A 13959-nucleotide genomic window follows, 5' to 3' on the forward strand; every position below is an offset into this window, starting at 1 on the left:
TTCTTTGGAACTGGTTTCGAGGTCTGAGAATTGAACCGCCAAGATTTAATAAAAGACGAGACAGAAAAATGCAGTTTCGAAAACATGCCCTGGCCCTGTTTATTGTTTGCGCTTCCTACTCGCATGGATCCCCCGTCGGCGCTGCGAGCTTCGATTGCTCCAAGACCGATCTCGCGGCAGATGAAAAGACCATCTGCGAGAACCGCGCCCTGAATGATCAGGATGTAAAAATGGCGACAACTTTCGACATCCTCACGCAACTCATGGCCATGGGCGCACGCGATACGCTCAAAACCGAACAGGCCGAATGGTTGAAGCACCGCCAGAGCTGTGAAGCGGACGTCGCCTGCCTGACCAAGGCCTATGACGAGCGCATGGTCAAGCTGGGTGAAGCATTCCAGAGCATCAACCGCCCGCTTTAACTCGCCGCGATGATGTCCGTCATCAAACCATGCAAAGCATCCCGATAACCTGTGCGCGCTGATGGTGCATCCTCTCGGGATGTCATAACCACCGACAGTTTCTTTGACGGCACGATGTACAGCATCTGGCCGCCATAGCCCCAGGCGTAAAAGACTTTCTCGCCCGCCATCTCCTTAATGAACCAGCAATAGCCATAACCGTCCCCATTGAAGACGGAGTTCGTTCGCTGCGTCCAGGATTGGTCTATCCATGACTGAGAGAGGATGCGCTCGCCATCTGCGGTAACGCCACCGCGCCGGTATAATTCTCCAAACGCCAACAGCGAACGCGCCGTCATCGCCATCTGGTTTCCGCCGAGATAGATTCCCTGCGGATCGCGCTCCCAGCTTCCAATCGCAAAACCGTCGAGCGGCTTGAACCAGTCGCGCGCCAGCGCCAGCGTCGAGCGGCCGGAGGCCTTCGTCAGGATGGCCGAAAGAAGATGTGTCGATGCAGTCGAATAGAGCATCCCACCGCCCGGCTCGCCATCGAAGCCCGAACCAAGCGCAGAGCGGACCCAGTTGCGGCTCGCGACCCAACGCCCGTAATTCGGGCCCGACATGCGCGCAAGACCTGACTGCATCGACAGCAGATTGCCAATCGTGACGCGCTCCAACCGCGGATCGGGACTCGCCGGGAAGTCGGCTCTGAGCACCGACGCGATTGGCTGATCAGCACTCTCCAGAATCTTGCGATCGATCGCCATGCCGACGAGGGCAGAAACGATCGACTTGGAGGCCGACTTGATATTGGTCGATCCATTCAGCGACGAACCATTATAGGCGCGTGAGGCAACCTCCTCGCCATCGACGCTGACGATCACCGCCTTCAGCGTCTGGAGAGAACGCGCCCCTTCTAGAATGGGATCGAATTTGGCGGCCGCGCCTGAAGATTGCGCGCGAACCGCTGTGGCAAAAGGGAGGGAGGCAAAGAGAGCGAGTGCTGTGCGACGTTTCATGTCTATCTAGGTAAGCGCTGCCGCGGTCAAAGGAAGCAGCATCACCACCTTGTGACTCGCAAAACTTGGGTCGCAAAAAGGACTCTTGAAACAATGCGTTTCAGTGCTTTCCTGAATCAAAATATCAGCGACTTGATTCATTTTCTCAAGAAACACCGGGTCTATTCCTCATAGATCATCTTCCGCGTCATGCCGCCGTCCAACACCAGCACCTGGCCGGTCATAAAGCCGGCGTTGGCTAGATAGAGCACTCCGTCGGCGATATCCTTCGGCCTGCCGACGCGGCCTACCGGATGCTGCGCATTGTCCTTCTTCCGGAGATCCGTTTCATCCGTAACCCACCCCGGCGCAATCGCATTTACGCGGATCTTCGGCCCGAGACTGACAGCCAGCGCATGGGTGAAAGCGACAAGTCCGCCCTTCGAAGCGGCATAAGCCTCGGTCTCCGGCTCAGACATGAAGGCGCGCGTCGAGACCATGTTGACGATGCTGGCACCCTCGCTCATCATCGGCACCGCGGAACGCGTCATCAGGAAGGCTCCCGTCAGATGGCTGTCGGTCACCTTCCGCCAGTCGGCAAGCGAGACCTCATGGATCGGCCCGGTCACCGGGCTTGCAATACCGGCATTGTTGACGAGCAATTCAAGCCCTTTCCAACCAAGCTGGTCGAAAGCGGCAAGGACAGAGGTTTCATTGCCCACGTCGCACAAAATGTGGCGCGCCGATGTGGTCGTCTCCTTGATGTCGAAGGACGCAACGGTCCAGCAGTCATCCAACAGAGCTTGGATAACCCCCGTCCCGATCAAGCCCGCGCCGCCGGTCACAACTGCCCGTTTCATGATATTCTCCCTAAAGCACGGTCCGCACAAAGCTGCAGCGGTTTTGCGCGAATGACATGCGATCAAACAAAGGACTAAAGCGTAAGAGCGAATCTGAAAGATCGCGCCAGCCTTTAGCATGTGATGCGGCAACGTTCGCAATTGGCTGGTTGTTCCGATGCTGAGACCAGTGTTGCATCGACGCACGGCTTGCGCATGATGGGCTACATGAAGACGGTCGCCACCTATCCTGTCGTGCTGACGTCGAGACGCCTCTCGCTGCGACCGCTGAAAATCGCCGATGCGGCACGTCTCGCACGGATCACCAACGATCCACTCGTAACTCGCAACCTTCTCAAAACCACAACGCCTTTTACGGCCTCCGATGCAAGAGAGCTGATCTTGCGAGTCCGAACAAAGAAGAGCCCGGTGTGGGCCATCGATAACGGGCAGCTTATCGGACTCATCGGCATCGCTGGCGAGTTTGGCTACTGGCTTGCCCGAAGTCACTGGGGCAAGGGTTATGCCTCGGAAGCCGCATGTCTTGTGATTGATCATGCGTTTCAGGGCCTGAAGGTAGACACGCTTCATGCCAATCCGATCGCAGACAATAGGATATCTCGCCATCTGCTGGAGAAACTCGGGTTTGAAATCAACGGCGCGACCAGAGCCTATTGCTGCGAGCGTAGCAGAATGGTGCCCCTTATCCGCTACAAGCTTAACCGGCAGAGATGGGAGAAAGCATGGGCTACCCACCAAGGCAGACGATCAAAGTCCCAGCCCTGATCCAGCCCTGGCATGGCGATCGTGACTTGATTCAATCTCGTCGCAAGAGCCACTAATTCATTGGATAAAAAGAAAAAACGCCCGTGTAGGGCGTTTTCCATTTAAGCCGGACTATCCAGAAAGCCGAAGACAATCACTCCGGCAGAATGCGAACCGCACCCTTGTCAGCGCTAGATGCAAAAGCAGCATAGGCTTTCAACGCTGTCGTGACGTTGCGCTTGCGGAACTCGGCGGGCTTCCAGCCAAGCTGGTCCTGCTCTGCGCGACGCGCGGCCAACTCGGCATCCGAAACCTTGAGGTTGATCGTGCGGTTCGGGATGTCGATCTCGATGAGATCGCCCTGACGCACGAGACCGATGGCGCCGCCCTGGGCCGCTTCCGGGGAAGCGTGACCGATGGAGAGGCCGGACGTACCGCCGGAGAAACGACCATCGGTGATCAAAGCGCAAGCCTTGCCGAGACCCTTCGACTTCAAGTAGCTGGTCGGATAGAGCATTTCCTGCATGCCCGGGCCGCCCTTCGGGCCTTCGTAACGGATGACGACGACGTCTCCAGCCTTAACCTCGTTAGACAGAATACCCTTCACCGCCGCGTCCTGGCTCTCGTAAACGACAGCCGTTCCGTTGAACTTGAGGATGCTTTCATCAACGCCCGCTGTCTTCACGATGCAGCCATCCAACGCGATGTTGCCGTAAAGAACCGCAAGGCCGCCGTCCTTGGAGAAAGGCTTTTCGACTGAGCGGATGACGCCATTTTCGCTATCGGTATCGAGATCGTCCCAGCGCGAAGACTGGCTGAAGGCAACCTGCGTCGGCACGCCACCTGGCGCGGCCTTGAAGAACTCGCGTACGGTCTCGGAATTGGTACGGGTAATATCCCAACGGTCGATAGCGTCGCCGAGCGTGGGCTCATGAACCGTGGGGCAATCGCGATTGATGAGACCGCCGCGATCCAGTTCACCCAGAATACGCATGATGCCGCCAGCCCGATGCACGTCTTCCATATGCACGTCCTGCTTGGCAGGCGCGACCTTGGAAAGACAAGGTACCTTGCGCGACAGGCGGTCGATATCTTCCATGGTGAAGTCAACGCCGCCTTCATGGGCCGCCGCCAGAATATGCAGAACGGTGTTGGTGGAACCACCCATGGCGATATCGAGCGACATGGCGTTCTCGAACGCCGCCTTGGAAGCGATGGTGCGCGGCAGAACGGTTTCGTCGTCCTGCTCATAATAACGACGTGCCAGATCGACGATCAGGTGACCCGCTTCAACGAAGAGGCGCTTGCGATCCGAGTGCGTTGCGAGCGTGGACCCGTTGCCGGGCAAAGATAGGCCGAGCGCCTCGGTCAAACAGTTCATCGAGTTGGCGGTAAACATGCCCGAGCAGGAACCGCAGGTCGGACAAGCGGAACGCTCGATGACCTTGACGTCTTCATCGGAAACCTTGTCGTCGGCGGCCGCGACCATGGCATCGACCAGATCGAGCGCGACTTTCTTACCGTGCAGAACGGCCTTACCGGCTTCCATGGGACCACCGGAGACGAACACGGCCGGGATGTTGAGACGCATGGCAGCATTCAGCATGCCTGGGGTGATCTTGTCGCAGTTGGAAATGCAGACCATGGCGTCGGCGCAATGCGCATTGACCATATACTCGACCGAGTCCGCGATGATCTCGCGCGATGGCAGAGAATAGAGCATGCCATCGTGACCCATGGCGATGCCATCATCCACCGCGATCGTATTGAATTCCTTGGCAACACCGCCAGCCGCCTCGATCTCGCGCGCGACGAGTTGGCCGAGATCCTTCAGGTGAACGTGACCAGGCACGAACTGGGTAAAGGAGTTGACGACTGCAATGATCGGCTTGCCGAAATCGCCATCCTTCATGCCGGTGGCGCGCCAAAGGCCACGCGCACCCGCCATGTTACGGCCATGGGTTGTCGTTCTGGAGCGATAGACAGGCATCTCGTTATTCCTCGGTTCTCTCAAACTCGCGGGCTCATCTCCCAGGCGCATGCATGCGCTGCCCGCTTAAATCTGACGCGTCTTCTACTCCATTCGAAAACTCCTGTCACTGTCACCTTGCGGCAAAACAGTACGGTTCGGTACGGTACTGTTTTGCTGCGCTGCTTTGGGCCTCTGCCATGCTTAAATGGCTACTCATAAAAATCAGGAGAATGTCGCAACGTCTTCCACTGTTCGGAGTCGTGGCCATAAATAACAAGCGCCGCTCCTTCCATTGCCGCCACATTGGCGATTTTCTGGGTGCTGCGCCGGATCGCAGATTCATCATCCATATCTGTCACGAAGATCTCACGGGTCGACGCGTCCGACATCGATTGCGCCATGACAGCATCGGCTGCAAGCACGACATTGCCAAACGTTGGAAGGCGAACCAGGACAGACTGGTGCCCTGGCACATGCCCACTCGTGTCCAGCAGCACGACGCCCGGAACAAGCTCGACATCGCCATCGACGAGCTTGTACTTCAATGACGGGTGATCCCAGGCCGGTCTATTGGCAGAAAAGCGCGCATGCCCACTTTTGGCGAGATCGTAATGAACGCGCTGGATGATAAACTCTGTACCCGGGAAAAGATCATGATTACCCGAATGATCGTCATCAAGATGGGTACAAATGACATAGTCCACATCCGAGAGCGCGAGACCGATCTGTGCCAAACGAGCCAGAACCGTGTCTTCTGGAGACATCTCAACCGACAAACCGGGTGGATTTCGAGGATTGTCGACAAAGGAACGCGGCCATCCTGTATCGACAAGGATGACGATACCCTCAGGAGTCTGGATCAGATAGGCTGGGACCGGGACATCGACCGGCTGCATTGTACCAAGATGAAGAAGAAAAAGCCGCACGATGTTCGCTCCTCGGCGAAGCCGTTGCAGATGAAGGGGAATATGATCCTTCACCTATCGGTCCGCAGATTTGTTTCGATGAAGCATGACCTTCTTCCAGAGAAGTCAGGCCGTATTGAACAAATCGGACAGCTCATTCAAAGATAGTAGGACAGCGGAGGCACATTGCGCGCCTGACCGAAATAGCGCTCCATTTGCTGACCGGAGGTCTCCGCGTAGGCCCCAGGGGTAAGGTTTAGCCGGCGACGCCACTGCCTGATCTGGTGGCTCTGGTCGCTATACCCCGCGAGTGAACTCTTCCCGCCCCTTTGAACCTCACTCAGGCTATGGTGAAGCCGTTCAATATCCGCGACCTGTTTGGGTGCGACTCCGATATGCCGCACAAACAATCGGTGTAACTGTCGGGAACCCATACCCACATGTTGAGCGGCAGCCTCAACGAGCCCTCCCGCACGGATCACATCATACGCGACAGCAAGCTGCCGACTTTCGAAGGAAGAAGAACCCTTGCTCATTCTCTGGACAATCCACCCGTCCAGAACCGATGCAATTTGTTGAGACGTCTGACCTTCACCAATACTGGATTTCAGCACTCGCGCGGACGGATCACCGAACACATCGGAGAAATCCAGCAGCCTGTCCGCGCTGCCGATACCCATATTCGGAAACAGGCGAACAAAGCCTTTGATCGTCAGCATCATCATGACGAATCTCGTTCCGGGGACAGACTTCCAGGCGCGCGCTTGTGTCTGAAGCCCAAGCAGCGACACATCGGGCACCGTACCACCCTCCGCAAGCATATTGGGGCGACCCATATTGATGGACAATACGGCCAGCGGGATCGGACTTGTGCGGATGAGATCGCGAGAATATCGACCGGTTAAATCTTCGATAAACCAGTAGGAATGAACGACAGACTTAAGACTGTCAGTAGGAGAAACGATCTCAAGCAAGGCAAAACCTTTTACATCGTGTTGGGCCGAACGGTGTAGGCGCATCCTGCTGAAGCGCGACCAAGGTGGTTTCCAAGACTGAACGAGACCGTCCTACTCGATGTCGACTTCGTGCCGTGATCTGCAACCATATCGTAAGGCGCGCAGCTTGATTTTCTCAAGACTTGAAGTGACATTCAGAACGATATTGCACGTCGTAACGCATAGAAAGGACGCGCATGAGAACCTCCATAGTCTCCCACAAAATTGCGCTGAACGTCTCATTATGGAATCACGCATTGATAGTGTTAGCGTTCTTGGTGTCATTCTCCTGCAGCGCTCAAACAACAGAGCAAAAAGTTGAACATGTACAGGCAGCCCTCCTGCTAAAATCGTTGAAGGAACCTTTGATCGGGGAAGCTATTTGCGCACACCGAGGAAAATGCGACCTGATATCGAGGCCGGACATTGGGATCACGGTAAGCGTCGACCTCTTGCGTCCAGAGGATGGTGGAGCACACAAATTGTATGTTAGCTGCCCTTTGCCGTGTTCGTTCAACACGGGCAGAGACTCGATCGGTTTTCGGGACCAAAGAGCTTTCGATCTTTTTGAAGGCGAGAACAACGATACCAGACTTCAGTTGGTCCTGCGTCCACGAAAAAAAATTGGCGAAATATCTCTTATCCTTGGACGGACCGAGGCACTTCAAAGGCCGCCTATCTGAATGGTAGGTTGTAACTCAGCCAGCCAGGCAAATATCCTCTTTCATTCGCCTGGAAACCTTCCTTCACTTTCGCGCGATTGAATGAACTGACGCCTGTTGTTTGCCGTAAATCAGGATCATATCATACGAACCTGCCTCATCCTGCACATCCCGTGCGGCACCTGTTTCTCAGGAGATTTTGATGCCCGTCTATCGCCCTCCCCGTATCGCCTCCACCGAAATCACGCCGCGTGACGTCTATCTCTCAAGGCGCAACTTTCTTGGCACGGCGGCGGGCCTCGCGGCCATTGGGTTGACAGGTCGCGAAGCGGTCGCAGCGCCGCTGACGGCGAAGCCCGGGGCCTACAAGCTGGATGAACAGCTGACGCCTCTCGATGCCGTCACCAGCTACAACAACTTCTACGAATTCGGCGTCGGCAAGTCCGATCCGAAGGAAAACGCGGGCAAGTTCAAGCCGACACCCTGGACGGTGAAGGTGGACGGCCTGGTCGGCAAGCCGAAGGAGTTCGGACTTGAAGAGCTGATGAAGTTTGATCTCGAAGAACGCCCTTATCGCATGCGCTGTGTCGAGGGCTGGTCGATGGCGATCCCGTGGATCGGCTTCCCGCTGGCAACTCTGCTGGATAAGGTCGAGCCACTTGGCAGTGCAAAATTCGTCTCCTTCGAGACCGTTGTTCGCCCTGATGAGATGCCGGGACAGAGCGGGCTTTTCCAGCCACTCAACTGGCCCTATGTCGAAGGCCTTCGCCTCGACGAGGCCCGCCATCCACTGACCATCCTGGCGGTCGGCCTCTATGGCGAGACCTTGCCAAACCAGAACGGTGCACCGATCCGCCTTGTGGTCCCGTGGAAGTACGGCTTCAAGGGCATCAAGTCGATCGTTCGCATTTCGCTGGTGGAAAAGCAGCCCGAAACCACCTGGAAAAATTCAAACGCACGCGAATATGGCTTCTATTCCAACGTCAATCCCAACGTAGACCATCCCCGCTGGAGCCAGGCCACCGAGCAGCGCATAGGCGAAGGCGGCTTCTTCAGTGTCAAGAACAGGCCGACCCTGATGTTCAACGGCTATGAAGACGTTGCGAGCCTCTATACCGGCCTGGACTTGAAGGCGAATTATTGACATGGCATTCGCCCTGCCCCTGCCCTCATTGCCCAAACGCTACCAGCCCGCCGCCATCTGGGCACTCTACATCCTCGGCCTCTGTCCCGGCCTCTGGTATTTTTACCTCGCCGCAACGGGCGGGCTTGGCTTCAACCCCGTCAAGGATTTCGAGCATCTGCTTGGCATCTGGGCTTTGCGCTTCCTTTGCCTCGGCCTGCTGGTGACACCATTGCGCGACCTTTTCAACATCAACCTGATTGCCTATCGACGCGCGCTCGGCCTCCTGGCCTTCTATTATGTGCTGGCGCATTTCGCCGTTTACCTCACGCTCGACCGTGGGCTGATCTTCAGCTCCATCGTCGGCGATATTCTCAAGCGTCCCTACATCATGTTCGGCATGGCAGGATTGGCGATGCTTCTGCCGCTCGCGCTAACATCCAACCGCTGGTCCATCCGCAAGCTGGGCTCGCGCTGGAACACGCTCCACAAACTCGCCTATCCGGTGCTCATCGTCGCCCTTCTTCATTTCGTTCTGGCGCGCAAGAGCCTGACGCTGGAGCCGGCGTTCTATATCACTCTTACCATCCTCCTGATTGGCTATCGTTTCATCCGGCCAACAATCATGGCGCGGCGCAGAGCACGCAAAGCCGCTACAGCCTCTCGAACTGCCGCGTAACAGCGGCAGCCATTCCGACACCGGCTAAATAACAAACGATGTTCCATGGCGAAAACACGCGACCCAGCAGCAAGGTGCCGGTCGCCGTGTCGCGGAATGCATCCAGCGCCGGGAAATGCACCAGCCTCAGCAACTCCACAGCAACAGAGAAGCAGCACGCAACAGCGATGATGAAAAGCCGCGTCCTGTGGTTCACAAAGAGCAGCGCCGCCAGAAGATAGACCATAGCGCCCCACAACACCGAACCGCCATATTTGACAACGATGAACGGCAACCCGATCGTGTATCCGTAACGCCGCAACGCCAATCCTGCCAGAATGACGAGGATGAGGCTTGACAGGAGCAGCAGTCGGGACGCGTAAAATTTGCCGCTATCGATCATCATCATTCTGCTTCACGCCGATTCCCTCACCCAAGTCGCCCAGTCGTTAAACAGGAGCTTGCACTTTGGTATCCGATACAATGTTTCCGGCAACACGCCTGTCATTCCTGGATCATTATCTCTGCGATGCCCGGCCTTGGGGAAGCTTGAGCGGCGTAAGGCGCTTCGTCATCGAATTTCTCTATTTCGGCCTGAAGAATGCCAGAGCCTGCTTGTTTGCCGGGCTGTTCTTCCTGTCCATCTTTGTGGTGCCGCGTGCAGGGCTATTTGGCGTGCCACGCTACGATGTCCTTCTCGTCATCGCATTGACGATCCAGATCTTCATGATCTGGAGCAAGCTTGAGACGCTCGATGAGGCGAAGGCGATCTTTCTCTTTCATATTGTTGGCTTCGCGCTGGAATTGTTCAAGACATCCGGCAGCATTCAATCATGGTCATACCAGGACTTCGCATATAGCAAAGTCTTCGGTGTACCTTTATTCTCAGGCTTCATGTACGCAGCGGTCGGTAGCTACATCATTCAAGCATGGCGGCTGTTCGACCTGCGAATTCGCCATCATCCACCTTACTGGATGGCGACGCTGATCGCACTTGCGATCTACGCCAACTTCTTCACACATCACTATATCGGCGATTATCGCTGGTATATCGCTGCCTGTGCGTTAGGCCTCTATGCCCGTACCAGCGTCACCTATCGCCCTTATGACAAGGATAGAGAGATGCCACTGCTTCTCTCCTTCATCCTCATCGGCTTCTTCGTCTGGCTGGCGGAAAACATTTCTACCTTCTTCGCCATCTGGAGCTACCCCAACCAGCTCGGCGCATGGTCAGCCGTCAGCCTCGGTAAATGGAGTTCATGGTCCCTACTTGTTATCATGACGTTCACCATCGTCTGCCATTTGAAACATATTAAACATCGAATCTTCATCCCGGAGTAGAAACTCCGCTTTGGCCCGCACCTAAAGATATGGTTTCCTGTCAAAAATCCTATGAGAAACGACAATTTACAGATCTCTAGATGACGTTTATTGTTCCGTCGTCTGCCCTATGACAGTCACCGACATGACGTCGTGAAGATATGCGTGATGACCACGAAACGTTCTGCCTCTCTTGAAAGGAACTGGCGTTGCGTATTGGTATGTTCATTCTTCTGGCAAGCCTATCCGCGTCCCCGGCTCTGGCGGCATCCACCATTAAACCTGGCCCATCCGAAACCGACTACATGTTCCAGTGCGGTGCAACCTTCATCATCAATGCCCACGCGTTGAACGACGGTCCCAAATCCGCCAAGGCAAGAGCGCAGGCCAAGGACTATGAGAGCAGGTTTAACAAACTTGCTGCGATGGCGGAGGCATCCTTTGAAGAGAACAGGATGTCGAAATCGGAAGCACTTACTTACCTGCAGAAGCACGTCGACACCATGTCCGTGATCTTCGCCAAAGACCCCGACTCCATGAAGCGCTTCGTCACGCTGTGCGACGCGCGTTTTCCAGCCAATCAGTAGGCCGATCAAGCATCCCGTGGATGGAGTGCCGGGGAATCTCGCAATAGCCGCACAACGAAGGTGCGCAGCGATAGTAGCATCGGTACGAGCTTGAATTGTCTTGTGAGCAGATGAGCAGAACTGATGGCGCTGGGCGTTACATTATGCCCGCGGACATCGCGTAATCTTCCGGCCTGAGCAAGCCACTTTCCCGAAAACGAAAAAACACCTTTAGACCTGTAAGCCGCCACGGCTCAAAGTCTGCCTGCACGAGCCCGTTTCGCCGGAGGCAATCCCCGTTGTTGTCATACTCGCGGCTACGAGCGGACTTGAGGCGCAGCGCGCGAACTTGGGAGTTGTGCGGCATTTCGAACCGGTCTTCCAGCAGCCGCCCGCCGTCGACGAACCACTTTACGCACTCGACGAAACAAGCACAAAAAAAGCCGGGTGATCGCTCACCCGGCTCTTCAAGTCTAAATGCTTAAGCGCGAAGCTTATGCAGCTTCGGCAGCAGCCGTCTCAGCAGCAACGCGAGCCTTGTCGGCTGCGCCCTTGGCGTCAACATCGCGCTCGACGAATTCAACAACAGCCATAGCTGCGTTGTCGCCCTGGCGGAAGCCGGCCTTCATGATGCGGATGTAGCCACCGTTACGGTTTGCGTAACGAGCTGCAATCGCGTCGAAGAGCTTACGGACGGCGTCCTGGTCCTTAATCTGCGAGATGGCCTGACGACGAGCGTGCAGGTCGCCGCGCTTGCCGAGCGTAACAAGCTTTTCCACGATCGGGCGAATTTCCTTCGCCTTCGGCAGAGTGGTGACGATCTGCTCATGGGTGATGAGCGAAGCAGCCATGTTGGCAAACATTGCCTTGCGGTGGCTGGCGGTTCTATTGAGCTTGCGGCCTGAATTTCCGTGGCGCATTGCTATTCTCCTTTAGTGCAGGTTCCCTATCCGGTCCTGCCGTTTCCTGGCACATGCAGACGACTGGTCTGCTGTTTGACGGGGAAAGGCAGTCTTTGAGGGCCTGCCTTTTCTTTGTTAGTACTGGTCTTCGTAACGCTTAGCGAGATCTTCGATGTTCTCTGGCGGCCATGCAGGCACTTCCATGCCGAGATGCAGGCCCATGGAAGCGAGAACTTCCTTGATTTCGTTGAGCGACTTGCGACCGAAGTTCGGCGTGCGAAGCATTTCGGCTTCGGTCTTCTGGATCAGATCGCCGATGTAAACGATGTTGTCGTTCTTCAGGCAGTTTGCCGAACGAACAGACAGCTCGAGCTCGTCGACCTTCTTGAGAAGTGCCGGGTTGAACGCCAGTTCCGTAACCGATTCTTCTTCTGCTTCCTTCTGCGGCTCGTCGAAGTTGACGAAGACGCCAAGCTGGTCCTGAAGAATGCGAGCTGCAAAGGCAACGGCGTCTTCACCGGAAACCGAACCGTTGGTCTCGATCGTCATGATCAGCTTGTCATAGTCAAGAACCTGGCCTTCACGGGTGTTTTCCACCTTGTAGGACACTTTCTTGACCGGAGAATAAAGGCTGTCCACAGGGATGAGGCCGATCGGGGCATCTTCCGCGCGGTTACGCTCTGCAGGCACATAGCCCTTGCCGTTGTTGACGGTGAATTCCATACGGATTTCAGCGCCATCGTCGAGCGTGCAGATAACATGGTCTGGGTTCAGGATCTCGATGTCGCCAACCGTCTGGATATCGCCAGCGGTCACGGCACCTGGGCCCTGCTTGCGCACGACCATGCGCTTGGAGTCATCGCCGTCCATCTTGATGGCGATTTCCTTGATGTTGAGCACGATATCCGTCACATCTTCCCGAACGCCGGGGATGGAGGAGAATTCATGCAGAACGCCGTCGATCTGCACGGCCGTTACAGCAGCGCCACGCAGAGACGACAGGAGTACGCGGCGAAGCGCGTTGCCGAGCGTCAGACCGAAACCACGCTCCAGCGGCTCAGCAACAAGCGTTGCCTTGGTACGGCTGGAGGACGTGAACTCGACCTTGTTCGGCTTGATCAGTTCCTGCCAATTCTTTTGAATCATCTTTAAACCTTCCGTTCGCCGCCACCATCCAATCGTGGCGGACCGAGCATGATCACCGAGAGGAACCGCCAAGGTTCATCGGAGGGTTTCAAGCGTAAGCACACCGGCCACGCCGGCAACCACACGCCGATTACGCGAAAATTCCGCCAAACCGATGGAAAGGCGGAACCTCCAGACAGAACGCGTTAGACGCGGCGCTTCTTGCGCGGGCGGCAACCGTTGTGCGGGATCGGCGTCACGTCGCGGATGGAAGTGATGAGGAAACCGGCAGCCTGCAGAGCGCGAAGTGCGGACTCACGACCCGAACCCGGACCGCAAACCTCGACCTCAAGCGACTTCATGCCGTGTTCCTGAGCCTTCTTAGCGCAATCTTCAGCAGCGATCTGGGCAGCGAACGGGGTCGACTTACGCGAACCCTTGAAGCCCTTGGCACCAGCAGACGACCAGGCAATCGCATTGCCCTGTGCGTCGGTGATGGTGATCATCGTGTTGTTGAAGGTCGAGTTGACGTGCGCTACACCCGACGTGATATTTTTGCGTTCGCGACGGCGTACGCGTGCGGCTTCCTTGGCCATGACAGTCCTTTCATTGATCTCTTCACCGCCGTAACACCAGCGGCTACACCGGCACTCAACCCGCTTGCGAGCATCGCGCCAAACTCAGAAAGGCTGGCGCGGTTCGCACCAGCCTCCCCTTCCGCATAAACG

Annotated in this window: 15 protein-coding genes; 6 read left to right on the forward strand and 9 right to left on the reverse strand. The window is 56.2% G+C overall.

What is annotated here, in order from left to right:
• Positions 1 to 68: 68 nt before the first annotated feature.
• Entirely contained in the window at positions 69 to 422 is a 354-nt protein-coding gene (locus tag QE435_RS21950; RefSeq protein ID WP_306934838.1) for a lysozyme inhibitor LprI family protein, read from the forward strand.
• On the opposite strand, the gene QE435_RS21955 is transcribed toward QE435_RS21950, so the two are convergent.
• A complete protein-coding gene (locus QE435_RS21955; RefSeq protein ID WP_349042655.1) occupies positions 419 to 1420 on the reverse strand; it encodes a serine hydrolase in 1002 nt (333 codons plus the stop codon). The genes QE435_RS21950 and QE435_RS21955 overlap by 4 nt on opposite strands.
• A gap of 161 nt (positions 1421 to 1581) precedes the next feature.
• A complete protein-coding gene (locus tag QE435_RS21960) occupies positions 1582 to 2259 on the reverse strand; it encodes an SDR family oxidoreductase (RefSeq protein ID WP_349042656.1) in 678 nt (225 codons plus the stop codon).
• A gap of 207 nt (positions 2260 to 2466) precedes the next feature.
• Between QE435_RS21960 and QE435_RS21965 the strand changes: the two genes are divergently transcribed.
• Complete coding sequence (locus tag QE435_RS21965) at positions 2467 to 3024, forward strand: GNAT family N-acetyltransferase (RefSeq protein ID WP_349042657.1); 558 nt, start codon at positions 2467 to 2469, stop codon at positions 3022 to 3024.
• A gap of 133 nt (positions 3025 to 3157) precedes the next feature.
• Here QE435_RS21965 and ilvD read toward each other — a convergent pair whose 3' ends face one another.
• The 3 genes from ilvD to QE435_RS21980 all read right to left on the reverse strand — a co-directional run bounded on the left by ilvD (position 3158) and on the right by QE435_RS21980 (position 6854).
• Entirely contained in the window at positions 3158 to 4993 is a 1836-nt protein-coding gene (gene ilvD / locus QE435_RS21970; protein ID WP_306933208.1) for a dihydroxy-acid dehydratase, read from the reverse strand.
• A 191-nt stretch (positions 4994 to 5184) separates the two neighbouring features.
• On the reverse strand, positions 5185 to 5901 hold the full coding sequence (locus QE435_RS21975; protein WP_349042658.1) for an N-acyl homoserine lactonase family protein: 717 nt from the start codon (positions 5899 to 5901) through the stop codon (positions 5185 to 5187).
• Between the two features lie 137 nt (positions 5902 to 6038).
• On the reverse strand, positions 6039 to 6854 hold the full coding sequence (locus QE435_RS21980; protein ID WP_349042659.1) for a helix-turn-helix domain-containing protein: 816 nt from the start codon (positions 6852 to 6854) through the stop codon (positions 6039 to 6041).
• Between the two features lie 885 nt (positions 6855 to 7739).
• On the opposite strand from QE435_RS21980, the gene msrP reads away from it, so the two are divergent.
• Both msrP and msrQ read left to right on the forward strand, forming a co-directional pair.
• On the forward strand, positions 7740 to 8681 hold the full coding sequence (gene msrP, locus QE435_RS21985; protein ID WP_349042660.1) for a protein-methionine-sulfoxide reductase catalytic subunit MsrP: 942 nt from the start codon (positions 7740 to 7742) through the stop codon (positions 8679 to 8681).
• Position 8682: 1 nt separating this feature from the next.
• On the forward strand, positions 8683 to 9339 hold the full coding sequence (gene msrQ, locus QE435_RS21990) for a protein-methionine-sulfoxide reductase heme-binding subunit MsrQ (RefSeq protein ID WP_349042661.1): 657 nt from the start codon (positions 8683 to 8685) through the stop codon (positions 9337 to 9339).
• Here the strand turns inward: msrQ and QE435_RS21995 are convergent.
• Positions 9314 to 9721, reverse strand: a complete 408-nt coding sequence (locus tag QE435_RS21995; RefSeq protein ID WP_349042932.1) for a DUF2809 domain-containing protein — start codon at positions 9719 to 9721, stop codon at positions 9314 to 9316. The genes msrQ and QE435_RS21995 overlap by 26 nt on opposite strands.
• 80 nt (positions 9722 to 9801) lie before the next feature.
• On the opposite strand from QE435_RS21995, the gene QE435_RS22000 reads away from it, so the two are divergent.
• Together QE435_RS22000 and QE435_RS22005 are read left to right on the forward strand one after the other, a co-directional pair.
• Positions 9802 to 10659, forward strand: a complete 858-nt coding sequence (locus QE435_RS22000) for a DUF817 domain-containing protein (protein ID WP_349042933.1) — start codon at positions 9802 to 9804, stop codon at positions 10657 to 10659.
• A gap of 188 nt (positions 10660 to 10847) precedes the next feature.
• Positions 10848 to 11225, forward strand: coding sequence for a hypothetical protein (locus tag QE435_RS22005; protein ID WP_349042662.1), 378 nt, complete (start codon positions 10848 to 10850; stop codon positions 11223 to 11225).
• A gap of 473 nt (positions 11226 to 11698) precedes the next feature.
• Here the strand turns inward: QE435_RS22005 and rplQ are convergent, their stop codons facing one another.
• The 3 genes from rplQ to rpsK all read right to left on the reverse strand — a co-directional run bounded on the left by rplQ (position 11699) and on the right by rpsK (position 13827).
• Positions 11699 to 12124 carry a 50S ribosomal protein L17 gene (gene rplQ, locus QE435_RS22010; RefSeq protein WP_062427518.1) on the reverse strand — a complete coding sequence of 142 codons (426 nt, stop codon included), beginning with the start codon at positions 12122 to 12124 and terminating at the stop codon, positions 11699 to 11701.
• A 117-nt stretch (positions 12125 to 12241) separates the two neighbouring features.
• The gene (locus tag QE435_RS22015; RefSeq protein ID WP_003495228.1) at positions 12242 to 13252 is read right to left on the reverse strand and encodes a DNA-directed RNA polymerase subunit alpha; all 1011 of its coding nucleotides are present in this window, start codon (positions 13250 to 13252) and stop codon (positions 12242 to 12244) included.
• Positions 13253 to 13437: 185 nt separating this feature from the next.
• Entirely contained in the window at positions 13438 to 13827 is a 390-nt protein-coding gene (gene rpsK / locus QE435_RS22020) for a 30S ribosomal protein S11 (RefSeq protein WP_062427519.1), read from the reverse strand.
• Positions 13828 to 13959 lie beyond the last annotated feature (132 nt).

This window comes from Agrobacterium sp. SORGH_AS 787, assembly GCF_030819035.1.
Taxonomy (GTDB): domain Bacteria; phylum Pseudomonadota; class Alphaproteobacteria; order Rhizobiales; family Rhizobiaceae; genus Agrobacterium; species Agrobacterium larrymoorei_B.

Coding starts and splice junctions, on each gene's coding strand:
- QE435_RS21950 (WP_306934838.1), top strand. CDS start 69: ATGCAGTTTCGAAAACATGCCCTGGCCCTGTTTATTGTTTGCGCTTCC.
- QE435_RS21955 (WP_349042655.1), bottom strand. CDS start 1,420: ATGAAACGTCGCACAGCACTCGCTCTCTTTGCCTCCCTCCCTTTTGCC.
- QE435_RS21960 (WP_349042656.1), bottom strand. CDS start 2,259: ATGAAACGGGCAGTTGTGACCGGCGGCGCGGGCTTGATCGGGACGGGG.
- QE435_RS21965 (WP_349042657.1), top strand. CDS start 2,467: ATGAAGACGGTCGCCACCTATCCTGTCGTGCTGACGTCGAGACGCCTC.
- ilvD (WP_306933208.1), bottom strand. CDS start 4,993: ATGCCTGTCTATCGCTCCAGAACGACAACCCATGGCCGTAACATGGCG.
- msrP (WP_349042660.1), top strand. CDS start 7,740: ATGCCCGTCTATCGCCCTCCCCGTATCGCCTCCACCGAAATCACGCCG.
- msrQ (WP_349042661.1), top strand. CDS start 8,683: ATGGCATTCGCCCTGCCCCTGCCCTCATTGCCCAAACGCTACCAGCCC.
- QE435_RS21995 (WP_349042932.1), bottom strand. CDS start 9,721: ATGATCGATAGCGGCAAATTTTACGCGTCCCGACTGCTGCTCCTGTCA.
- QE435_RS22000 (WP_349042933.1), top strand. CDS start 9,802: ATGTTTCCGGCAACACGCCTGTCATTCCTGGATCATTATCTCTGCGAT.
- rplQ (WP_062427518.1), bottom strand. CDS start 12,124: ATGCGCCACGGAAATTCAGGCCGCAAGCTCAATAGAACCGCCAGCCAC.
- QE435_RS22015 (WP_003495228.1), bottom strand. CDS start 13,252: ATGATTCAAAAGAATTGGCAGGAACTGATCAAGCCGAACAAGGTCGAG.
- rpsK (WP_062427519.1), bottom strand. CDS start 13,827: ATGGCCAAGGAAGCCGCACGCGTACGCCGTCGCGAACGCAAAAATATC.